Origin of the sequence: Ectobacillus panaciterrae DSM 19096, assembly GCF_000430785.1 — a bacterium.
GTDB classification, from domain to species: Bacteria; Bacillota; Bacilli; order Bacillales; family Bacillaceae_G; genus Ectobacillus; species Ectobacillus panaciterrae.
In genome coordinates, this window is the sequence record NZ_KE387248.1 from 37,747 (window position 1) to 61,240 (window position 23,494).

18 protein-coding genes and 1 other annotated feature are annotated in these 23,494 nt (G+C 43.3%); of the genes, 1 reads left to right on the plus strand and 17 read right to left on the minus strand.

Annotated elements, in window-relative coordinates:
• Nucleotides 1–11 precede the first annotated feature (11 nt).
• From alaS to H540_RS0125040, 11 genes are all read right to left on the minus strand, one after another.
• On the minus strand, nucleotides 12–2,648 hold the full coding sequence (alaS, locus tag H540_RS0124995; RefSeq protein ID WP_028402887.1) for an alanine--tRNA ligase: 2,637 nt from the start codon (nucleotides 2,646–2,648) through the stop codon (nucleotides 12–14).
• Between the two features lie 290 nt (nucleotides 2,649–2,938).
• On the minus strand, nucleotides 2,939–4,000 hold the full coding sequence (locus H540_RS0125000) for an AI-2E family transporter (protein ID WP_028402888.1): 1,062 nt from the start codon (nucleotides 3,998–4,000) through the stop codon (nucleotides 2,939–2,941).
• Nucleotides 4,001–4,298: 298 nt separating this feature from the next.
• Nucleotides 4,299–4,427 carry a YrzQ family protein gene (locus H540_RS32690; protein WP_081415276.1) on the minus strand — a complete coding sequence of 43 codons (129 nt, stop codon included), beginning with the start codon at nucleotides 4,425–4,427 and terminating at the stop codon, nucleotides 4,299–4,301.
• A 12-nt stretch (nucleotides 4,428–4,439) separates the two neighbouring features.
• Nucleotides 4,440–4,631: a hypothetical protein gene (locus H540_RS0125005; RefSeq protein ID WP_028402889.1), complete on the minus strand. Its 192-nt coding sequence runs from the start codon at nucleotides 4,629–4,631 to the stop codon at nucleotides 4,440–4,442.
• 115 nt (nucleotides 4,632–4,746) lie between these two features.
• Nucleotides 4,747–7,059, minus strand: coding sequence for an SF1B family DNA helicase RecD2 (gene recD2, locus H540_RS0125010; RefSeq protein WP_028402890.1), 2,313 nt, complete (start codon nucleotides 7,057–7,059; stop codon nucleotides 4,747–4,749).
• A gap of 32 nt (nucleotides 7,060–7,091) precedes the next feature.
• The gene (locus H540_RS0125015; RefSeq protein ID WP_028402891.1) at nucleotides 7,092–7,745 is read right to left on the minus strand and encodes a tetratricopeptide repeat protein; all 654 of its coding nucleotides are present in this window, start codon (nucleotides 7,743–7,745) and stop codon (nucleotides 7,092–7,094) included.
• Nucleotides 7,746–7,862: 117 nt separating this feature from the next.
• On the minus strand, nucleotides 7,863–8,972 hold the full coding sequence (mnmA, locus tag H540_RS0125020) for a tRNA 2-thiouridine(34) synthase MnmA (protein ID WP_028402892.1): 1,110 nt from the start codon (nucleotides 8,970–8,972) through the stop codon (nucleotides 7,863–7,865).
• An 18-nt stretch (nucleotides 8,973–8,990) separates the two neighbouring features.
• The gene (locus tag H540_RS0125025) at nucleotides 8,991–10,133 is read right to left on the minus strand and encodes a cysteine desulfurase family protein (protein WP_028402893.1); all 1,143 of its coding nucleotides are present in this window, start codon (nucleotides 10,131–10,133) and stop codon (nucleotides 8,991–8,993) included.
• Between the two features lie 36 nt (nucleotides 10,134–10,169).
• Nucleotides 10,170–10,586, minus strand: a complete 417-nt coding sequence (cymR, locus tag H540_RS0125030; protein WP_028402894.1) for a cysteine metabolism transcriptional regulator CymR — start codon at nucleotides 10,584–10,586, stop codon at nucleotides 10,170–10,172.
• Nucleotides 10,587–10,835: 249 nt separating this feature from the next.
• Nucleotides 10,836–12,287, minus strand: a complete 1,452-nt coding sequence (locus H540_RS0125035) for an anion permease (RefSeq protein WP_028402895.1) — start codon at nucleotides 12,285–12,287, stop codon at nucleotides 10,836–10,838.
• Nucleotides 12,288–12,793: 506 nt separating this feature from the next.
• Entirely contained in the window at nucleotides 12,794–14,053 is a 1,260-nt protein-coding gene (locus H540_RS0125040; RefSeq protein ID WP_425388179.1) for a replication-associated recombination protein A, read from the minus strand.
• Nucleotides 14,054–15,107: 1,054 nt separating this feature from the next.
• Here H540_RS0125040 and H540_RS0125045 point away from each other — a divergent pair.
• On the plus strand, nucleotides 15,108–15,749 hold the full coding sequence (locus H540_RS0125045; RefSeq protein ID WP_028402897.1) for an RsfA family transcriptional regulator: 642 nt from the start codon (nucleotides 15,108–15,110) through the stop codon (nucleotides 15,747–15,749).
• A gap of 225 nt (nucleotides 15,750–15,974) precedes the next feature.
• Here H540_RS0125045 and H540_RS0125050 read toward each other — a convergent pair whose 3' ends face one another.
• The 6 genes from H540_RS0125050 to H540_RS0125075 all read right to left on the minus strand — a co-directional run bounded on the left by H540_RS0125050 (nucleotide 15,975) and on the right by H540_RS0125075 (nucleotide 23,466).
• Complete coding sequence (locus tag H540_RS0125050) at nucleotides 15,975–16,742, minus strand: tRNA threonylcarbamoyladenosine dehydratase (RefSeq protein WP_028402898.1); 768 nt, start codon at nucleotides 16,740–16,742, stop codon at nucleotides 15,975–15,977.
• A gap of 201 nt (nucleotides 16,743–16,943) precedes the next feature.
• A complete protein-coding gene (gene aspS / locus H540_RS0125055; protein ID WP_028402899.1) occupies nucleotides 16,944–18,719 on the minus strand; it encodes an aspartate--tRNA ligase in 1,776 nt (591 codons plus the stop codon).
• Nucleotides 18,720–18,731: 12 nt separating this feature from the next.
• Nucleotides 18,732–20,003 (minus strand): histidine--tRNA ligase, encoded by a 1,272-nt coding sequence (gene hisS, locus H540_RS0125060; protein ID WP_028402900.1) that lies wholly within the window; start codon nucleotides 20,001–20,003, stop codon nucleotides 18,732–18,734.
• A 58-nt stretch (nucleotides 20,004–20,061) separates the two neighbouring features.
• Nucleotides 20,062–20,283: a binding site (T-box leader), on the minus strand.
• A 56-nt stretch (nucleotides 20,284–20,339) separates the two neighbouring features.
• Nucleotides 20,340–20,516, minus strand: a complete 177-nt coding sequence (locus tag H540_RS34150; protein WP_028402901.1) for a hypothetical protein — start codon at nucleotides 20,514–20,516, stop codon at nucleotides 20,340–20,342.
• 308 nt (nucleotides 20,517–20,824) lie between these two features.
• Nucleotides 20,825–21,265, minus strand: a complete 441-nt coding sequence (dtd, locus tag H540_RS0125070; RefSeq protein ID WP_028402902.1) for a D-aminoacyl-tRNA deacylase — start codon at nucleotides 21,263–21,265, stop codon at nucleotides 20,825–20,827.
• 11 nt (nucleotides 21,266–21,276) lie between these two features.
• On the minus strand, nucleotides 21,277–23,466 hold the full coding sequence (locus H540_RS0125075; RefSeq protein WP_028402903.1) for a RelA/SpoT family protein: 2,190 nt from the start codon (nucleotides 23,464–23,466) through the stop codon (nucleotides 21,277–21,279).
• Nucleotides 23,467–23,494 lie beyond the last annotated feature (28 nt).

The window sequence follows — 23,494 nt, forward strand, 5'->3', positions numbered from 1 at the left end:
CCAATTACCTATTAATTTAAAACAGATTTGACATACTCACCTGCATATGAAATCGCTTCATCGACCTTATTAGGATCTTTTCCGCCAGCTTGCGCCATATCCGGACGGCCTCCGCCGCCTCCGCCGCAAATCGCTGCGGCTCCTTTTACAAGGTTTCCTGCATGGAATTTACCTGCAAGATCTTTTGTCACGCCTGCAAGCAAGTTCACTTTGCCTTCGTTTACAGCTGCAAGCAAGATAACTCCAGAACCAATTTTGTTTTTCAAATCATCCATCATCGTGCGCAAGTTGTTGATATCTGTTGCATTTACTTCGCTTGCGAGCACGTTCACACCGTCGATGACTTGCACTTGGTCTGTCAGGCTGCCTGCTTCAATGTTGCTTAATTTCGCCGCAAGAGATTCATTTTCTTTTTGCAGTTGCTTAACTTCCGCAAACAATCCGTCCACTCTTGTCAGAATGTCCTTTGGATTTGCTTTCAGCTTGCCGGCAGCATCTTTGAGCAATGTGACTTGATTGTTCATCAGCTCGTAAGCAGCTTTACCTGTTACAGCTTCAATACGTCGCGTACCTGCCCCGATACCGGACTCGGATACGATTTTGAAAATGCCGATAGAAGATGTATTGTCTACGTGGCAGCCGCCGCAAAGCTCTAAGCTGTAACCGCCGACTTGTACAACGCGCACCACATCGCCGTACTTTTCGCCAAACAATGCCATTGCACCCATTGCTTTCGCTTCCTCAATCGCTTTTTGAGAAATATTTACCGGGATGCTGTCCCAAATCTTTTCGTTTACGATACGTTCGATTTTCTCTAATTCTTCTGCTGTTACTGCGCCAAAGTGAGAGAAGTCAAAGCGTAAACGTTCGGATGTTACAAGGGAGCCTGCTTGGTTTACATGCGTTCCAAGTACATCCTTTAACGCCTGGTGCAATATATGTGTTGCCGTGTGGTTTTTGATGATGTTCGTACGGTTCGCTGTATCAATTACTGCTTGGAGCTCTGCACCTGCTTGCAGCGTTCCTTCTTCTACAATTACCTTATGAAGATTTTGACCGTTCGGCGCTTTTTGTACGTCTTTTACTGCAACCTTCACGCCTTCGCCAATTAAATGACCTTCATCTGCAATCTGTCCGCCGCTTTCTGCATAAAACGGTGTTACATCCAGAATCAGCTGTGCTTCCTCACCAGCTTGTACTGCATCTGTGTATTCTCCGTTTTGCACAAGTGCCACGACTTTGCTTGCCGTTTCAAGCTCATCGTAGCCAACGAAACGGCTTTCTGCTTTAATATCTCCGAGCACGCCGCCTTGAACCTGCATGGAGTCTACATCTTGACGAGCTGCTCTCGCACGTTCGCGCTGCTTTTCCATTTCCGCTTCAAAACCTTCATGATCAACCTTCATGCCAGCTTCTTCAGCATACTCTTCTGTCAGCTCAATCGGGAAGCCGTATGTGTCATACAGACGGAATGCATCCGCACCAGAAATGATTTCGCTTCCTTCTCGCTTTGCTTTCCCCATTACATCCGCAAGAATAGCTTCTCCTTCGTGAAGTGTTTCATGGAAGCGTTCTTCTTCACTTTTTACAACGCGCTGGATGAATTCTGTTTTTTCTTTCACTTCCGGATAGAAATCCTGCATCACTTCGCCTACAACTGGCACCAATTCATACATGAACGGGCGGTTGATGTTCAGCTTCTTCGCATAACGCACTGCGCGGCGAAGCAAACGGCGGAGCACATAGCCGCGGCCTTCATTGGATGGAAGAGCGCCGTCAGCCACTGCGAACGTTACAGTCCGTATATGATCAGCTATTACTTTAAACGCTGTATCATTTTCTTTATCTGTACGGTACTTCTCGCCGGAAATTACTTCCGTCGCTTCAATGATCGGCATAAACAAGTCTGTGTCAAAGTTCGTCGGCACATCCTGTACGACAGACGCCATGCGCTCAAGACCCATTCCTGTATCAATATTTTTCTTCGGAAGCGGCGTATATGTGCCGTCCGGATTATGATTGAATTGGGAAAATACAAGGTTCCACACTTCTAGATAACGCTCGTTTTCACCGCCTGGATATAATTCTGGATCGCTTGGATCGTTGCCGTAAGACTCGCCGCGATCATAGAAAATCTCTGTGTTCGGTCCGCTTGGGCCTTCCCCGATATCCCAGAAATTCTCTTCAAGACGAATGATACGTTCTTTTGGAACGCCCATTTTTTCATTCCAAATTTGGAATGCTTCATCGTCTTCCGGGTGAATCGTTACAGACAGCTTTTCTTTATCAAAGCCGATCCATTTTTCACTCGTTAAGAACTCCCATGCCCATGAAATTGCCTCTTCTTTGAAATAATCACCGATGGAGAAGTTTCCTAACATTTCAAAGAAAGTATGGTGACGAGCAGTTTTCCCTACATTTTCGATATCATTCGTACGAATGGATTTTTGTGCATTCGTAATGCGAGGGTTCCCTGGAATGACGCGGCCGTCGAAGTATTTTTTCAGCGTCGCAACACCGCTGTTAATCCATAAAAGAGACGGGTCTTCATGCGGAACAAGCGATGCGCTTGGTTCTACAGCATGACCTTTTTCCTGGAAAAAGTCCAAAAACATTTGGCGAATTTCTGCAGCTTTCAGTTTTTTCATGAATAGCTCCTCCTTATTTTTTGACAAATAAAAAACTCCCGCCCCCATAGCAGGGACGAGAGTATACTCGCGTTACCACCCTGATTATGGACCGGAGTCCATCACCTCAAGCTGCCGTAACGTGGCAAGACGGCAGGTATTAGCTGCTCTCGGGATTAGCGTTCTGTCACTCTTCATCTGGAGGTCCTTTCAGCCGCGGGACGTCCTCTCTGGAAAATGGGCTGTGACGTACTCGATCCGTCATAGATTTATGTATTCATGCGAATTATAGCTCACAATCCGTACCATTGTCAACGTCTTGCCAAAAGCGTCTTGGAATGAATAATGACGGTGCGCAGAACGGCTAAAACAGGCACTGCCAGAAGCAACCCGGCAAGACCGCCGATTTCCCCGCCGATAAGAAGCGCAAACATAATGACGACAGGATGCATGCGCAGCGATTTCCCTACAATGTACGGAGATAAAATGTTGCTTTCCACGAACTGCAAAATAGCAAGAGCAACAGCAGCTTTCACAACCATGTTTACAGAAATCGTTGTAGCTACAATAAAAGTCGGTATAGCACCGAGAATAGGCCCGAAATAAGGGATAATATCCGTCACCCCGATGAGAATGCCAAGCAGGAGCGGATATTTCATGCCGATAATCCAAAATGCAAGCGCGGCAAATCCGGCAAGAACGGCACACACGAACAGCTGGCCGCGAATGTAGCTTCCAAGCGATTTATCTATATCATCCAGCAGTTTTTGTCCCTCCGGGCGCCACTTCGACGGCACAAGCTTCCAAAAGATACGATACAGTTCTCCATAGTCCTTTAATATATAAAATACGATAAATGGAATCAAAACGATAATCAGCAAGGAATCCAAAATGCTGCGAGCCGTGCTCATCATTTTGTTCAATAAAGACTGAAGCTTCCCCTCGATACCTAGAAACGCTTCTCTTAGCTTATCGTTAATAAACTCTGGAAAATTGGCAGTTTTGGCTTCTACCTGATTCGTCCATCCCTCATACATGTCCATAAACTGCGGGAAGTTTTCGTTCATATCCTTTAGCTGTGAAACGGCAACCGGTATTCCTTTATATATGCCATAGCCGATGCCGCCGAAAAACAAAACATAAATGAGTAAAATAGCAAGTATGCGCGGCATTCCTTTTTGATGCAGCTTTTCCACTAACGGGTGCAGCAAATAGGCAATAAAATATGCCGTGAGGAACGGAACAAGAATAAGTTTAACAATATCCAAAACCGGCTTCCACATTGGCCTTAGCTTCCAAAAAACGAGAAGACACAGAAAAAGAAGCAGGATAAGCGCCAAACGATAAATCCAAATCACTTTTATATTTTTCACCGATCATCCCTCCGTATCTTTATTGTGGAGAGGGAAGACAGCATTTATGCACGAATACGGTTTGACAGCTATTATGCTTCGGTGATAAAGCGCTTTGTGACAAAGTTTCTTTCGTTGCCGCTCGTCCCTATTTCAAGAAATGAAGCATCACGTAACGATAATGGCAGTGAACTATGACGCACAACAGAACAAACCTCCATACTTAGTCAAAAGACACAGAGGAGGGCGTCTAAAAGACTTTGACCGTTACCATACTCCGAAAAAACGCAGCACAGGTTTCTCCCGTGCTGCGTTCTTCTTAGAGATATGACCTAACCATTTTCTTCGCTCTCTTCATGCTTTTGTTAGAAAGCATATTGTTTCTGCTTGCATAACGGTACGCTGCAGCTCCTAGACCGAACGCGATCAGTGAAGATCTCATGTTCAAGCTCATCACTCCTTACATGCTGATTGTTCGTTCGTCATCATCAAACAAATCATCAAGGGAGCTTAATGAACCGTCCTCCTCCACTTGATGTATAAAAATCTTACCCTTTGTCACAGACAGCTCAATAAAACAATTCCAGCAATAAAATTGGTTCACACCAATTTTTCCAAGGTCTTTCCCTTTGCAGTTTGGACATATTAACAAGGCGTGCCAACTCCTATCGTACACTTTTCTATTACGCCATTATGCCCAAACGTATGCGGTTTAAACCTTGATATATAAAGGAATTGCCTTTATATACATTTATAATGTGGCTTATCTATAGGAAATCATAAGGAGAAAGATTTTCCACATCCGCCGCTTCATCTGTCGGTACCATCTTTGGCATAAAGCGGTCGCGCAGCTTTTCACGCAGTGTCGTTTGACGAACGGAATCATCTGTACGGCTTATGCCAGATTGAAACGCTTCTTGTTCACCGCACAAAATAAGGAACTTTTTGCTGCGGGTAATCGCCGTGTAGATAAGATTGCGGCGCAGCATACGGTAATAGCTTTTTACAAGCGGCAAGATGACAATCGGAAATTCGCTGCCCTGTGACTTATGAATAGAACAGCAATATGCATGTGTAATTTGATTAAAATCCGGCTTTGTATAGGTCACTTCAATGCCATCGAAGGAAACGACAAGCATGTCCTGCTGCTCAACGTTTTCTTTCGCATAAAAGATGGAAACAATTTCTCCGATATCTCCGTTAAACACTTGGCTTTCCGGCTGATTGACGAGCTGCAGCACCTTATCTCCCACTCGGTAAGCAACCTCACCAAAGAGAAGCTCACGTCGTTTTTCGAGGGGCGGATTAAACACTTCCTGCAATGCTTGGTTCAACGTGTTAATACCTGCAGGTCCGCGATACATAGGTGCGAGCACTTGTATGTCCCGGGCGGAAAACCCCTTCGTTTGGGCATTTTCACACACTTTCTTAACAACATCTACAACCTGCGCACCGCTGCACATGATGAAAGAACGGTCTGTCTTTTGCACTGCAATATCCCTTGGCACTTCCCCCTTTTTAATAGCGTGTGCAAGCTGAATAACAGAAGAGCCTTCTGCTTGGCGGTAAATCTCAGTCAAACGAACTGTCGGAATGAGTTCAGCTGCCAATAAATCTTTTAAAACCTGCCCCGGTCCGACAGATGGCAGCTGATCTTCATCGCCTACCACAATCACTTGTATGTCAGATGGAAGCGATTTAAACAGCTGATTTGCAAGCCAAATGTCCACCATGGAAAACTCATCTATAATCAAGAGCTTTCCCGACACTGGATCCTTTTCGTTTCGCTGAAATGATCCTTCCGGTGTCCAGCCGAGCAAACGATGAATTGTGCTTGCAGGCAAGCCTGTTGATTCGCTCATTCGTTTTGCCGCGCGTCCGGTCGGGGCTGTCAGAAGAATCGGAAACGGATTTTTTTCGTTATAGTCTTTAGGGTTGAGCGAAAGTCCGTTCAGCGACGCATACATTTCAACAATTCCTTTAATAACAGTCGTTTTCCCTGTTCCCGGCCCCCCTGTTAAAATCATGATTGGATGCCCAAGCGCGGTTTGAATTCCCTCTTTTTGTCTGGGCGCATATTGCACCTTCAGCTTGTCTTCAATTCCGCCGAGCGTAATCAAAAATTCGGACTCTGGAAAGGCATCCTTCTCATCCTGATGCATGATCCGGAAAATGGACGTAACAAGTCCTTGTTCAGCATAATACAACGTGGCAAGGTATACGCGATCGTTTTCTACAATCAGCTTTTCTTCCCCTTGCAGCGTTTCCAGGCATTGCAGTATATCTTCTTCTGCAGTTGTTTTCTCATGATTATTCAGTAAATCCATCGTTTGATCAACAAGCTGCTCCTTCGTAATATAAACATGCCCCTCTTGCAGAGATACATTTTCAAGCGTAAATAAGCATCCGGCGCGAATGCGGTCAGGATGATTGCCGGAAATGCCGAACGCCTTGCCGATTTCATCCGCACGTCCAAAGCCGATTCCCTCCACATCCTCAATAAGCTGATACGGATTGCTGCGAATGGCTTCAAGCGTTTGGTCTTTATATGTCTGATAAATTTTGATTGTAAGCTTCGTTCCAAAGCCGTATCCGCCGAGAAAACTCATAACTTTTTCGAGTCCTTGATGCTCCATAATCGTTTGGTACAACTCGCGCGCTTTATCTTTCTTCACAATCCCATCAAGAACGGATTCGTCATCCATAATTTTTGAAATGGCTTGCCCGCCAAGCTTCTCGACGATGCGCTCCGCTGTTCGTTTGCCGATTCCTTTAAATAAATCGCTCGATAAGTATTGCACAACGCCGTTTTTCGTTTGCGGCAGCTCTTTTTTGAACATTTCCACATGGTACTGCATGCCGTAGCGGGGATGTTCTTTGAAATGGCCGTGCAGGGTGAATATTTCTTCTTCATGCATGCGCGGAAAGTGACCAGTAATGATAACCTCTTTCTCTTCGTATGCTTCATTCGTCTCCATAACCTTCATGCGCATCACAGAGTACAAGTTCTCCTCGTTATGGAAAATCGTATGAAGCACTTGAGCTTTTATGTACTTTTGCTCCTCTTCAAACAAATCCATCGTGTTTTGCACGCGTCACCCTCCTTTTCGCATTACTGTTCCTGCTCCAATAAACGGATACCGTTGCCTGCAAGGAAATGATCCGGCTGCTGCTTTACCGCTTTCTTAAACAGCTCCAATGCTTTTTCTCCATTTTCTTCAAATGCGTATACTACGCCCAAGTTATATAAAGCATCCGCATGTGTTTCATCCAATTCGATTACTTTTTCAAAAACAGGCTTTGCTTCTTTCACGTGGTTTAAGCGCGCTAAACATAATCCATACTGAAAAGCTGCTTCTGCGTCCTGCTCATTCAATTCCATTGCCCGCTGCAAATACGGTAAAGCTAAGCGGTCATTATCAAGCTGCACGTATGTGAAGCCGAGCATAAAGTATACGTCTCCTGATTGCAATCCGCATGACATTGCTTTTTCAAACATGCGCTTAGCGTCGTCGTACTGCTCCTGTTCATAGCAAATTGTACCTAATCCATAGTATGCCGTTGCCAGCTTATCATCAAGTTCCAACGCTTTTTTATAAAACGAAACGGCGCGTTCATATTCTCCCAATACATCAAGAAGGTTCGCAAAGTTGACGTAGCCAATCGGGTTTTTCGGTTCTTCTTGAATGGCTTCCGTTAATAGCTTTGCTGCGTCTTCCCATTTTCCTTCCTGCATAAATTGAATGCCTTGCTCCAGCTTTGACATATCCTTCACCTCTTCATATTTATCACAAGATATCGTTTCGTCAAATATACAAAAGTATGTTCTCTCCTAATCATAAAAGAAACCCCGGCCCAATAAAAGCCCGAGGTTTCCTAAAAGTTAAGATAAATACGAAAGCTTTTCGCCGTTACGGAACACTTCATCAATTGTTCCGCCCCCTAAGCACTCGTCTCCGTCATAGAAGACAACTGCTTGTCCGGGTGTAATTGCACGAATTGGTTCATCACAAAGAATGCGGACTTTTCCGTCTTCAAGCACTTGAACCGTTACACCGTTATCATCTTGACGATAACGGAATTTTGCTGTGCATTTGAATTCTGCATCTTTTGCCTTTTCGCTTACCCAACTCATATCTGTAGCAAACACTTCATCACCGTATAAGAGCTCATTATGGAAGCCTTGCTCTACATACAGCACATTTTCCTTCAAGTTCTTGCCGACAACAAACCAAGGATCGCCGTTGCCGCCGATACCAAGACCGTGGCGCTGTCCGATTGTATAATACATTAAACCGTCGTGCTTGCCTTTTACTTCTCCGGATAAAGTCGTCATTTTACCCGGCTGTGCAGGCAGGTAATTGCTCAAGAAATCCTTGAAATTGCGCTCGCCGATAAAACAAATGCCTGTGCTGTCCTTCTTTGCCGCTGTCGCGAGTCCTGCTTCCTTCGCCATTTCGCGGATCTCTGGCTTTGTTAAATGACCGAGCGGGAACATCGTTTTGGACAATTGCTCTTGTCCAAGCTGATTCAAGAAATATGTTTGATCCTTGTTATCATCGACGCCGCGCAGCATTTTGTATTCACCGTCTCGATACTCTACGCGCGCATAATGCCCTGTTGCCACATAATCCGCACCAAGCGCCATCGCATGATCCAGGAACGCCTTGAACTTAATTTCTTTGTTGCACATCACGTCAGGATTCGGCGTACGTCCTGCGCGATATTCATTAAGGAAGTATGTGAACACTTTGTCCCAATACTGCTTCTCGAAGTTAACTGCATAATACGGAATACCGATTTGGTTGCACACTTGGATTACGTCATTGTAATCCTCTGTTGCCGTACAAAAACCGCTTTCATCTGTATCATCCCAGTTTTTCATAAATACGCCGATTACGTCATAGCCTTGCTGCTTCAAAAGCAGCGCTGCCACAGAGGAGTCCACCCCTCCTGACATCCCGATAACCACTCTTTGAGGTAATTTGTTCATCGTTCTCACCTCCGCTGTCTATTTTTGTGCCAATCGTTTTACGATTTTCACTGTTTCGTACGCCGCCTTTTCAACCTGCTCCCTCGTATTGCCAAGACCAAAGCTGAAGCGTACGGATGAACGTATTTTATCGGACTCTTTTCCGAACATAGCTACAAGCACGTGAGACGGATCAATTGAGCCTGCTGTACAAGCTGATCCGCTTGAGACAGCAATGCCGGCTAAATCCATATTCACAAGGAATGATTCAATATTCATTCCTGTAAAACTTATATTGAACACATGCGGTAAGCTATGCTCACTGCCGTTTACCTCGAAATCTATGCCTTCACTTTCAAAGACAGATATCATTATATCTTTAAATGAACGATATTGTTGAATTTTTTGCTCACGGTCCCGTTCTGCCAATATGACAGCACGGTGAAGTCCTGCAATGCCAGGTACATTTTCAGTGCCGGCTCTGCGCTTTCTCTCCTGCTCTCCGCCTGTTAAAAGCGGCGCAAATTTTACATTTTGATCGGCGTATAAAAATCCGACTCCCTTAGGCCCGTTAATTTTATGAGAAGAGATAGACAGCAAATCAATCCCAAGCTCTTTTACATGAATATCAACTAAACCGTACGCTTGTACAGCATCTGTGTGCCAATACGCTTGATGCCCCTGTAACATCTTACTGATTTCCTTCATCGGCTGTATCGTGCCAACCTCGTTATTGCCGTACATAATAGAAACTAAAATCGTGCGATCTGTTAATGCATCTCTCAAATCTTCAAGCCGAATGCGTCCCGTGTTATCTACTGGAAGATATGTAACTTCGAATCCGTCCTTTTCAAGTACCTTGCACGTATTCAAAATCGCATGATGCTCAATGGCAGTTGTAATAATGTGATTGCCGCGCTCTCTGTTCGCTCGGGCAACGCCAAGCAGCGCCAAATTGTCCGCTTCCGTTCCGCCGCCCGTGAAAATAATTTCGTTCGGGTTCGCTCCGATACTTTTCGCACAAGCGCGCCTTGCCTCATCAATCGCATGGCGGCTTTGCCGTCCAAAGAAGTGGATGCTGGATGGATTGCCGAAAATCTCCGTCATATACGGAATCATGTTCTGCACCACTTCAGGATGAGTCGGCGATGTTGCCGCATGATCTAAATAAATACGCTCCATTTTTGTTCCTCCTTTCTTTTAGTTTTTCACGCCATCTTAAATATAAAACATATAGCCTTGTCCATTGTCTTGATCATACCTTACTAAATCCTCAAGTGTCGTACTGTCCATCACCTCTTGTACCGCATCGCGAATACGCAGCCAGAGCTGACGCTGTGCCGGTCTTTCCTCCTCAATGCCCTCTACTACGCTGATCGGCCCCTCCAGCACACGAATCACATCGCCTGCCGTAATGTTTGCCGGCTGATCTGCCAGTACATAACCGCCGTAAGCACCGCGTGTACTTTTCACAAGACGGGCGTTGCGAAGCGGAGAAATCAATTGCTCTAAATAATGCTCGGACAATTCATGCGCCTGAGCAATAGATTTTAACGAAATCGGGCCTTCCCCGTATTTTTTTGCCAAATCAATCATAATTGTTAAGCCGTAGCGGCCCTTTGTTGAAATTTTCATATAAGAACACCTCTTTTCCATTCTTACTATATAACGAAAAACAAGCCTATAAAATTATATCATAAAACAGAGCGCTAAGAAATTTCATCTCTTACGGGGAACATGTTACCATGAAGAAAGAATGCTTGAGCAGGAGAGATAACAATGAAACTGCTCTAATCGGAATTTGTATCAAACTTACCATATCTTTCTAAGTGATGTATAGGGTTTCTCATCAATCAAAAAAACAGTGGCGTATGCCACTGTTTTTTACCATAAACCTAATAACTTCCACCAAAGACCGCCAATACCCATCCAAATAATAATATGGATAATCGAAATTAAAAAACCTAGCGACCACCATTTCTGCTGTGTCACATAACCACTTCCGAAGAACACCGGCGCAGCGCCACTTCCGTAATGCGTCAAACAGCCAAATAAGTTACTGAAGAACGCCAAAATTAAAGCCGATAACAATGGCGGTGCACCAGCGGCCACAATAACAGATAAAAAGGCTGCATACATCGCACTTACGTGTGCTGTATTACTCGCAAAGAAGTAATGAGAGTAGAAATACACGATGGCTAGTATGATTAAAGTTGCCATCCAAGGCATGTGACTAACAGTTCCTTGCATAAGATGACTAAACCAAGGAATCATCCCTAAATCATTTAAGTATGTAGCCATCATAACCAGTACAGCAAACCATACTAATGTATCCCAAGCACCCTGTTCTTTTTTAATATCAGACCAGCTAAGCACCTGTGTTAATAAAAGCGTACATAACCCAATAAATGCAGTTGTTGTTGCATTAATATTTAAGTTTCCGCCAAAAATCCATAGTACGAGCAGTAAAAGGAAAACTCCAATCATATACCACTCTTCTTTTTTAAGCGGTCCCATTTCATTTAATTTACTTACTGCAATCTCAGAAGCTTCAGGTGTTTCTTTTAATTCTGGCGGATACAATTTATAAATCACAAGAGGGATAACAATTAAGCTGATTAAGCCCGGTACGCTGGCTGCCACTGCCCAACCTACCCACGAAATAGTTTTTCCCGTAATTTGCTCCGTCATTTTAACTGCTAGCGGATTGGCCGCCATTGCGGTGACGAACATTGCCGATGTAATCATATCACCTTGAAACGATACTTTTGTTAAAAAAGCGCCCACTTTACGTTCTGTTCCGTCACCTGTTCTTGATCCGTAAGTTTCAGAAAGGGAACGAATGATAGGAAGAATAATCCCCCCTGCACGCGCCGTATTCGATGGCATTGCTGGTGATAAAAGTAAATCACTAACAATTAACGAGTACGATAAGCCGAGCGTTTTCTTACCGAATAAACGAACAAACATATATGCTACCCTTGTTCCTAATCCCGTTTTAATAAATCCTCGGGAAATGAAAAATGCAATAACAATCAACCAAATCGTCGTATTTTGAAAGCCGCTTAACGACTTTTCAAGTGTTAATGTATTCGTTAATACGATGATAGTTAATGATAAAACAGCGATACTACCTAAAGGTAATGGTTTAATAATAAGACCAATAATAGTCGCCACAAAAATAGCGAACAAATGCCAAGCTTTCACGTCTAATCCAGACGGCGGTGTAATAAACCATAAAATAAGACCAATTGCTACACAAGTAAGTAATGGAATAAATTTCACTTCGCCTGTCTGTTTCTTTAAAGTATTGGGCTTCTTTTGTTCTTCAGACATGTTGTTTCTCCTTTCGTATTTTACAGAATTAGTACTAGTAATATGCTCTGCTCATTACATTTTTTATGAATTGTGAATAAATGAGCATACTCTTATCTTATCATACTTCAACTGACAATGCCTCTTCATTTGGTCAGATGTCATAAAACAGACGATTCCTAAAAAAGAAAAGCATGCGAAATTAGTTTCACATGCTTTTCTCTAGCTGTTGAGAAGGAGAATCCCTCTCTAATCGTAAAAAACAGCAACCAAAGGGCGGTAGTCACAGCCAATGAAATTGATGGGGAGGGAAAAGCAACATTGCATTTATCTATATATGAGTGAATGATAATTTCGACATAGGAAACGCTGCTATACAGAACAAAAGGCAGCCTGCACGCGCTTTCTCTCTATGGTTTGCCCTTGTATGGGGCAGGAAAAGGATTTGACCGCTTCTATGCTCCGCCAGATGCTCTTTCCCCACTATAAAAAGACGGTTTTTTTTATTCACTTGTATATAGATAGGCTTATTTATTTTCCCTCATCTCACGCAATTTCAAATAGATAGCTCCTAATGTCTTTTCTTTTCCAGCCTCTTTTGGATAATAATATTGTCGGTCTTTCAGTTCATCTGGTAGATACTGCTGATTGACCCATCCTCCAAAACTACCCAAAGGGTGATCATGCGGATAGATATATCCTATACCGTGTCCAAGCTTTTTCGCGCTGCCATAATGACTATCTTTTAAATGAGCAGGAATATCATAATGGGCACCATTTCGGACATCTTCTAACGCTTTGTCTATGGCAAGGTAACTTGAATTTGATTTTGCTGATAGACACATTTCAATTACAATATTCGCAAGGATGATACGAGCTTCAGGAAAGCCGACAGCTTTACTAGCCTCACATGCTAGATATGTCTTATACCCCATGTCCGATGCCAGTCCGCAGTCCTCATAAGCAATTACAATCAATCTTCGACAAATACTTGTTAAATCTCCAGCTTCGATCAGGCGTGCAAGATAATGGAGGGCTCCATTCGTATCACTGCCACGTATAGCCTTTTGGAGACCTGAAAGTACATTAAAATGAGCTGAACCACCTTTATCATGAGAAAATCCCTTGTTCACCAAAAACTCCTGTATGGTCCCATCCTTAATGTGATATGTATCATTTTCCACTTCGGAAGCATACACAATGTCCTCTAATAAGTTTAGTGAAGCTCGTACATCACCGTTTGTACCGTTTGCGATTCTTTCTAGCTGTTCTTCCGCAATTTCAATCGATAAATTCCCTAATCCTCGTTCCACGTCTTTCAACGCCCTCTTCAACACCGTGATGATGTCAGAAGGAGAGATAGGCTTCAATTGTTTAATTTGATTGCAACGACTTCGTATGGCAGGATTTACGTCATGAAACGGATTTTCTGTTGTTGCTCCGATTAATGTCACTAAGCCGCTCTCCACATGAGAAAGAAGATAATCCTGTTGAGCTTTCGTAAACCGATGAATTTCATCGAGGAAAAGAAGAATACCGTTATACATTTTTGCTTCACTTACAACTTGTTCAATATCTTTTTTTCCTGCAGTCGTCGCATTTAGCGCAATGAAATGCTTCTTTGCAGAGCCTGCAATTGCATACGCCATGGATGTCTTACCAATACCAGGCTCACCATATAGCAACATAGAAGGGACATGCCCTTGTTGGATCATACGATAAAATGCTGTAGTCGGAGCAATGATATGTTCTTGTCCAATTACCTCATCCAAAGTTCTAGGGCGCATACGATAAGCAAGAGGTTTATTTTCCACTTTGCCATCCTCCTTGCTTAATTAGTCTGATTTCTTTTATTGTACTATTAAACAAGTAAATAGTAATTTATAATGTATCATCCTTATCATATCCAACCTTCTTCTGACACTAAGTTATCTATATATAACTGACTAGTTTCTTCAACATTTCATGCTACATCTCTCAACTTGCACCGTTTACTATCCAACTTGAACCATTTACTATCCGAAATGATGCATTTACTATCCAATTTGGACCATTTACTATCCAAATTCACACATTTACTATCCAAACTTCAACTGTATGCTAAATCTATAAGTCAGTTATATATACAAGTGAATAAAAAAACCGTCTTTTTATAGTGGGGAGAGATCATCCGGCGACGTGCAGAAGCGGTTAGACCTTTGGTTCATGCAAGGGTAAACCAGAGAGAGGAAGCGAGTGCAGGCTGCCTTTTGTTCTGTATAGCAGCAGTTCATATGACTAAATTATAAATCATCTATATAGATGATTAGATAAAAGTATTTTTTCGCGGGTGGGGCTAGAGCATCCGCATGTAGAAGCGATCAAACCTTTCAAGATGTCCACCCTAGGCACGGATTTTATTTTATTCGCGTCAACAAGGAAATGCCGTTTTCACAGAAAATATGTACCTGTGTTGCATGCGTATATGGGATGAGATTGGATATATCGGAAAATTAAGATGGATTTATCATAAATTAGGCGAGAATGCCCCCACTTCAAGCGGAAGCGAGTAAGTGGGGGAGGTTCATATAACAGATAGGCTTTCTTTTAGCACATTTAAAAGATGTGCATTATAAAGGGCAGAAGCGCTCGGGCGAGGAATAGGTTATATTCGCATGATTACGAAAACGGCTGGATGCTGCACTGATACAATCAAAAACAAAACATATTGCCGAGAGAAACAGGAAAATTCGAGCAGGCGCTCGCAGCGGTATATAAGAATCTGCAAAACTCGAAAAAATAGTATAAAATCTCGGGCCTGGGACAATATAAGCAAAAAACATCCGCATTGGAGGTTTTACTATGAAAATGCGCCAAGATGCTTGGACCTCAGAAGATGATTTGCTTTTAGCGGAAACGGTATTGTGCCACATTCGGGAAGGCAGCACGCAACTGAAGGCGTTTGATGAAGTAGGCGATGCGTTGAACCGCACATCGGCTGCGTGCGGCTTTCGCTGGAATGCAGAGGTGCGCCAGCAATATGAGGAAGCTGTACAAATTGCCAAAAAACAGCGCAAGGAAATGAAGCGTGCGCTTGCGCATGAACAAAAACAAAAGATCACCCTTGTACAGCCTAGTGAACAAATTGTCATTGATGCAGAGTTTTCGGAAGAAATTCTTCCTTCTGTCTCGTCTCTTTCGATGACAGATGTGATTCGGTATTTACAAGAATTTCAGCATGAAACGAGAGATATAATCCGGATACAGACGGAAAACGATATACTGAAACGCGAAAACGAAGAATTGAAAAAGCAGCACGAAGATCTTCAGAAGAAGCTTGAGAGACTCCTGCAGCAGCAAGATATGATTCAAGAAGACTATCAAAATTTGGTGCGCATCATGGACCGCGCACGAAAAATGGTATTGCTTGATGAACCGGATGATCGAATTGCTCCTATTTTTAAAATGGACAAAAACGGTAACTTAGAAATTATTTCACAATAAAAAAACCGTCTTTTTATAGTGGGGAGAGATCATCCGGCGACGTGCAGAAGCGGTCAAACCTTTGTAGTGGTTCATGCAAGGGTAAACCAGAGAGAAGAAGCATATCATACTCCCTTTTGGCTGCACATAGTACATGGACATGTCGAATTTATCATTCACTCATATATAAGCACGGGTATTCTCGGCTAAAAATGATAAAAGCTCCTTCCGTTGAAGGAGCTTTTATCATTCTTGCCCTACGCGGCTTACTTTCACATCTTTTAGCAACTGGCGCACTACATAACTTGTCATAATCAATCCTGCTACAGATGGCACAAATGCGTTTGAAGACGGCGGCAATTTCGCTTTGCGAATCTTCGCGTTTTCATCCGGCACGATTTCTTTGCGAATCTCTTCACGGATGACAATCGGGCTTTCATCAGAGAAGACAACTTTTACGCCTTTTTTAATGCCTTCTTTACGAAGCCGTGTACGAACGACCTTCGCAATTGGGTCTGTATGTGTTTTAGAAATATCAGCAATTTGGAAACGTGTCGGATCCATTTTGTTCGCTGCGCCCATGCTGGAGATAATCGGAATTTTACGCTTTAAGCATTCTTTAATCAAATGAATTTTGTATGAAATGGTATCAGAAGCATCGATGACATAATCCAATCCGTAAGAGAAAAACTCTTCGTATGTTTCTTCTGTATAAAACATCTTGAGGGCAATCACTTCGCAATCCGGATTAATGTCCAAAATGCGCGCCTTCATCAAATCCACTTTTGACTGCCCGACCGTAGATAACAACGCATGCACTTGCCGGTTTACATTCGTGATATCTACTACGTCCTTATCTACAAGCACAAGTCGACCCACACCGGAACGAGCCAATGCTTCAGCAGAAAAGGAACCAACGCCTCCGATTCCCAATACGCCGACTGTACTGTTTTTTAATATTTCAAGTCCTTCTTTCCCGAAGGCCAATTCATTACGAGAAAATTGATGTAACATACTCGTACACCCCCACTGCAAAATAGTCCAATTTGTATTCTACCTTCTTTTCCTACTATTTGTATAGAAAATGTTATGAAATCCGTGAGAAAAATTGAGCACGTACAAAATTCTTTATATATATAAATGATTTATAATTTCTTATCATTTCAAAAAAAACCTATGTGAGCTTAGTATACCCACATAGGCGAAGGTTGAATGTTATTCTTTTTCCGTTACCTTCAATTGCAGATGAAGCTCATCTAATTGTGCTGCCGCCACTTCACCCGGTGCATCCGTCAACACACAGCTTGCGCTTGCCGTTTTCGGGAATGCGATTGTATCACGAAGGTTTGTGCTTCCTGCAAGAAGCATAACAAGGCGGTCCAATCCTAATGCGATACCGCCGTGCGGAGGCGTGCCGTATTCAAACGCTTCTAACAAGAATCCGAACTGCGCTTGCGCTTCTTCTTGTGTGAAGCCGAGCAATTGGAACATTTTTTCTTGTACATCGCGCTCATAAATACGCAAAGAACCGCCGCCAAGCTCATAGCCATTTAATACAAGGTCATATGCTTGTGCACGTACTTGAGCTGGATTCGTATCCAATAAAGGAAGATCTTCGCGGAACGGCATTGTAAATGGATGGTGTGCCGCGAAATAACGGCCTTCTTCTTCATCGTACTCAAGAAGCGGCCAGTCTGTCACCCACAGGAAGTTGAACTTGCTTTCATCAATCAATTGCAGCTCTTTTCCAAGCTTTAAGCGAAGCGCTCCTAAGCTGCCTGCCACAACATTTTTCTTATCAGCCACAAACAGTAACAAGTCTCCTGCTTCCGCCTCTAATAAACTTATAATAGTTGCGCTGTCTTCTTCGTTAAAGAATTTTGCAATCGGTCCTTTTAAACCGTCTGCTTCAACCTTCAACCATGCAAGACCTTTTGCGCCGTAAATCTTCACGAAATCTGTTAATGCATCAATATCTTTGCGGGAATATTTGTCCGCTGCGTCTTTTGCATTAATCGCTTTTACTTGTCCGCCGCTTTCCACTGCGCTTGTAAATACTTTAAAACCGCAGCCTGCTGCGAACTCGGATAAGTCGGTCAATTCCATCGCAAATCGCGTATCCGGCTTGTCAGAACCGTAGCGTCCCATCGCTTCATCGTATGTCATACGAGGGAATGGAGCGGTAACATCAAGACCTTTCGCTTCTTTCATAACACCCGCCATCATCGTTTCCATCATACCGATCAGCTCTTCCTGTGTAAGGAATGACGTCTCAATATCGATTTGCGTAAATTCCGGCTGACGGTCCGCACGCAAATCTTCATCACGGAAGCAGCGCGCCACTTGATAATAACGCTCAAAGCCGCCGACCATCAGAAGCTGTTTGAAAATTTGCGGTGATTGCGGAAGCGCGTAAAATTCACCTGGATGCACACGGCTCGGTACTAAGTAGTCCCGCGCGCCTTCTGGTGTACTCTTCGTTAAAATCGGTGTTTCTACCTCTAAAAAGCCTTCTCCGTCTAAGAAATCACGCATTGCTTTCGTTACCTTATGACGAAGTTTAAACGTTTCTAGCATAGCAGGACGGCGCAGATCCAAGTAACGATACTTTAAACGAACATCCTCTGATACATCCGTTCTATCTGCAATTGCAAATGGAGGTGTTTTCGCTGTATTTACAATTTTTACGTCTGTTGCTTGTACTTCAATATAGCCGGTTGCTATGTTTTTATTTACCTGTCCTGCCGTACGCTCTACGACTGTACCTTCTACATGCAGTACGTACTCATTGCGAATTGCTTCTGCAAGCTTCAAAGCTTCTTCAGAAAATTCCGGATTGAAAACGACTTGTACAATACCCGTACGGTCGCGCATATCAATAAAAATCAGACCGCCTAAATCTCTTCGTGTTTGCACCCAGCCCTTCAGCTGTATTTTACTTCCAACATCCTGTAACGTTACTTCTCCGCAGTAATGCGTTCTCTCTGCCATTCTGTTCTCCTCCTACAATACCTTTTCTGCTACATAAGAGACAAATGCATCCAAAGCAATCTCTTCTTGTTCCCCGGTGTTCATATCCTTAAGGTTGATGATACCTTGTTCTAATTCATTATCTCCAAGCACTGCCACATATTTAGCGTTAAAACGGTCAGCCGCTTTAAATTGCGCTTTTACTTTGCGGTCTAAATAATCTTTTTCTGCTGTTAAACCTGCTTTGCGCAGTTCATACACAAATTTTGCTGCTGCATCCTTCGCTTTTTCCCCTAAAGCCACTACATAACAGTCCAGCTTAGATGAAAGCGGCAGCTCGATGCCTTCTGCCTGCAGTGCCATTAATAAACGCTCGATGCTTAATGCAAAACCGATTCCCGGCGTTTCCGGCCCACCGATTTCCTGTACTAAACCGTTATAGCGGCCGCCGCCGCTGAGCGTTGTAATTGCACCGAATCCTTTCGCTTCACTCATGATTTCAAACACAGTATGCTGGTAATAATCTAAACCGCGCACAAGATTTGGATCCTTTTCAAACGGAATACCCATCATCGTTAAGAGCTCTTGCACTTTTTCATAATATGCTTGTGAGCTTTCATTCAAGTATTCTGTAATAGAAGGCGCTGATTTCATCAGTTCATGCTCACGATCTTTTTTACAATCAAGAATGCGAAGCGGATTTTTATGCAAACGCTCCTGACAGTCGTTGCAGAACTCCCCAATGCGCGGTGCAAAGTGATTCACAAGCGCTTCACGGTGCACTTTACGGCTTTCTGTATCACCAAGGCTATTCAGCACAAGCTTTACGCTCTTTAGCCCAAGTCCTTTGTAGAAATCCATCGCAAGCGCAATTACTTCTGCGTCAATGGCAGGATCATTGCTCCCGAGCGCTTCAATTCCAAATTGTACGAACTGACGATAACGCCCGGATTGCGGTCTTTCATAACGAAACATCGGTCCAATATAAAATAGCTTAGTCGGCTGTGCTGCATTGCCATACATTTTATTCTCTACATAGGAACGAACAACAGACGCTGTTCCCTCAGGACGCAATGTCAAGCTGCGCTCTCCGCGGTCTTCAAACGTGTACATCTCTTTTTGAACGATATCCGTCGTATCCCCTACACCGCGCAAAAACAATTCCGTATGTTCAAAAATCGGTGTGCGGATTTCTTTATAGTTATAACGACGGCAAATATCGCGTGCTTGTCCTTCGATATATTGCCATAGCTCAACCGTTCCAGGGAGGATATCTTGTGTTCCTCTTGGAATTTGAATAGACATGGTGTTTCCTCCTCTTCGTTTCTGTACAAAATAAAAAAACTCCCGTTCCTACTGTAACAGTAGGGACGAGAGTTTAATACCCGTGGTGCCACCCTAATTGAAGCATATCGCTTCCACTTTTTCAGTAACGCCTGAACGCGTTCTTCTCCTACTCGAATTTCAGAGAGAAACCTCCGGAGTGTTCCTTCAACAAGTCATCATGCAGGAACGCTTTCAGCCCGGGGCATTCCTTCTCTTTTCATGTGGAATCTTATTTACTGTTCTCCATCATCAGTTGATTATATAGCTGTAAAAACATGAATTTGTTTATTAATATACGTTTCTTGTGTACTCTTGTCAAGAGCGGCCGAGATGTTTCTTCAGCTTTTTTACATCCTGCAGCGAAATGCCAAACTCGGATGCAAGCTCCATAGACGTGACATTGTTCTCTTTTGACACAAAATCATCGAAGTTCACATTGAAAAGCTGATTGGCACTGTTCATTACACTGTTTGCTTTGTCGTTCATTCGCATAATACGTCCCCCTCATTCTATATAGTCCTATTTGTTATTATTCCAGTTTTTTGAGGGACGTATTCGTTAAAACAAAAAATCCTCCCACTCTGGAGGATTTTTTTTAAAGACTAGAAATTATAAAATTTTGCGGCAATGATCCTTATTACTTTCTTGCTTTCGAAACCCGTGATGCTTGCAGTATATGACATACAAAAGAGCAAACCTTCCTGCCTAGTCAAAGAGGGCATCTCAAAGGCTTTGACCGTTAACGCAGCAGACGCTCTATTCCCGCCTAAAAAACCGAGCACAGGATACCCGCTTTTTACCTATTTGCTTTCAATGATTAACGTTACCGGTCCGTCGTTCAATAAACGAACGTCCATCATCGCGCCGAACTCGCCTGTTTCCACATGCAAGCCTTGCTTTTCCAGCTCTTTATTAAACACATCATAAATGCGCTTCGCATAATCCGGCTTTGCAGCATCCATAAAGTTCGGGCGTCTTCCCTTTCGGCAGTCTCCGTATAAGGTAAACTGCGAAACCGATAAAATTTGGCCCCTGATGTCTAGAACGGAGTGATTCATTTTGCCGCCTTCGTCCTCAAAGATACGCAGGTTCGCTATTTTTTCTGCGACATATGCTGCATCGCTTTCTGTATCTTCATGCGTAACCCCGACGAGCAATGTGAGTCCAAACGGAATGCTGCCGACAATCTCATTGTTTACTGTAACGGATGCTTCTTTTGAACGCTGTACAACTACTCTCATAACCTTCTCCTTTAGTGCATTAATCGACGTACTGCATAAATATCGCGCACTTGCTTGATTCGTTCGACTACTTTCTGCAGATGGTGCACATTCTGGATGGAAATGGACATATGGATTGTAGCCATTTTGTTTCGATCGCTGCGTCCTGACACAGCAGAAATATACGTTTTTGTTTCATTTACAGCCTGCAGCACTTCGTTTAATAAGCCTCCGCGGTCATAACCGGAAATTTCAATATCGACATTGTATTCGAGTTCTTTTTCCGGATCGTTTTCCCATTCTACGTCGAGAAGACGATCTTTCGCTTCTTCTGTATGAACGTTTACACAATCTGCACGATGAATGGAAACCCCTCGTCCTTTTGTGATATATCCGATAATATCATCTCCCGGAACAGGATTGCAGCATTTAGAAACACGAATCAGCAAATTGTCTACGCCGTTTACCTTAATGCCGGAATCGCGCTTGCGGATTTTCATCGGCTTGCGCACTTCTGTGATCGTTTCTTGCAGAAGCTGCTCTTCCTCGCGCTTTTTGCGGAACTTATCAGTTAAACGAGTTACAATTTGAGCAGCCGTAATACCGTTATAGCCGACGGCCGCATACATTTCCTCATCGTTCGGGAAATTAAATTTATCTGCGACGCGCTTTAAGTTTTCCGATGTTAATACTTCTTTTAAATCATAATCCAAATTGCGCAATTCTTTTTCAATAAGCTCTTTTCCTTTTTCGATGTTCTCTTCACGGCGCTGCTTTTTAAAGAATTGACGAATTTTATTTTTTGCATGGGACGTTTGTGCCAGCTTCACCCAGTCCTGGCTCGGACCGTATGAGTGCTTGGACGTTAAAATCTCTACAATGTCCCCTGTTTTCAATTTATAATCCAGCGGCACCATTTTCCCATTTACCTTCGCGCCGATTGTTTTGCTTCCGATTTCGGAATGGATGCGGTACGCGAAGTCGATTGGAACAGAGCCAAGCGGCAATTCAATGACGTCTCCTTTTGGCGTAAAGACAAACACCATATCAGAGAATAAATCGATTTTTAACGATTCCATAAACTCTTCTGCGTTAGAGGCATCGTTTTGCCATTCTAAAATTTGGCGGAACCACGTAAGTTTCTTTTCAAGCGTTTCGTTTTCTGTCGCCACTTCTTTGCCTTCTTTATATGCCCAGTGAGCGGCAATCCCGTACTCAGCGATGCGATGCATTTCCTTCGTACGGATTTGCACTTCAAGCGGATCGCCTTTTGGGCCGATTACAGTTGTATGAAGAGACTGGTATAGGTTCGCCTTTGGCATCGCAATATAATCTTTGAAACGTCCCGGCATCGGCTTCCAGCACGTATGAATAATGCCAAGCACTGCATAGCAGTCTTTAATGCTGTTAACAACAACACGCACAGCAAGCAAATCATAAATTTCATTGAACTGCTTATTTTGCATAACCATTTTCCGATAAATGCTGTAAATGTGCTTTGGACGTCCCGAAATTTCAGCATGAATCGTCACTTCACCGAGTTTCCCCCGAATCTCTTGCATGACTGTGTCCAAATACTCTTCGCGCTCGGCACGCTTTCGCTTCATCAAATTTACGATGCGATAATATTGCTGCGGATTCAAATAACGAAGCGATGTATCCTCAAGCTCCCATTTGATGGTATTGATCCCCAGACGGTGCGCCAAAGGAGCAAAAATTTCCAACGTCTCGTTTGCGATGCGGCGCTGCTTTTCTTGCGGCAAGTGCTTTAACGTTCTCATGTTATGCAAGCGGTCCGAAAGCTTAATCAAAATCACGCGAATGTCTTGCGCCATAGCGACGAACATTTTCCGATGATTTTCCGCCTGCTGTTCCTCGTGTGATTTATACTTAATCTTTCCGAGTTTCGTTACGCCATCTACCAGCATTGCAACTTCTTTATTGAACGCGCGCTCTAAATCCTCAAGAGTCACTTCTGTATCTTCCACTACATCGTGCAGAAAACCGGCGGATACAGTCGCAGGATCCATTTTCAAATCGACTAAAATGCCAGCCACTTGAATGGGATGAATAATATATGGCTCCCCTGATTTCCGATATTGTTCACGATGAGCATCACGGGCAAATTCATATGCACGCTTTACAATTCCTGTATCTTCTTTTAAGTATTGACTTGCTTTTTCCAACACCTGTTCAGCTGTTAGCACTTGTTCATTCGCCATGGAATCACCTTTTTATAAAAATTAATCC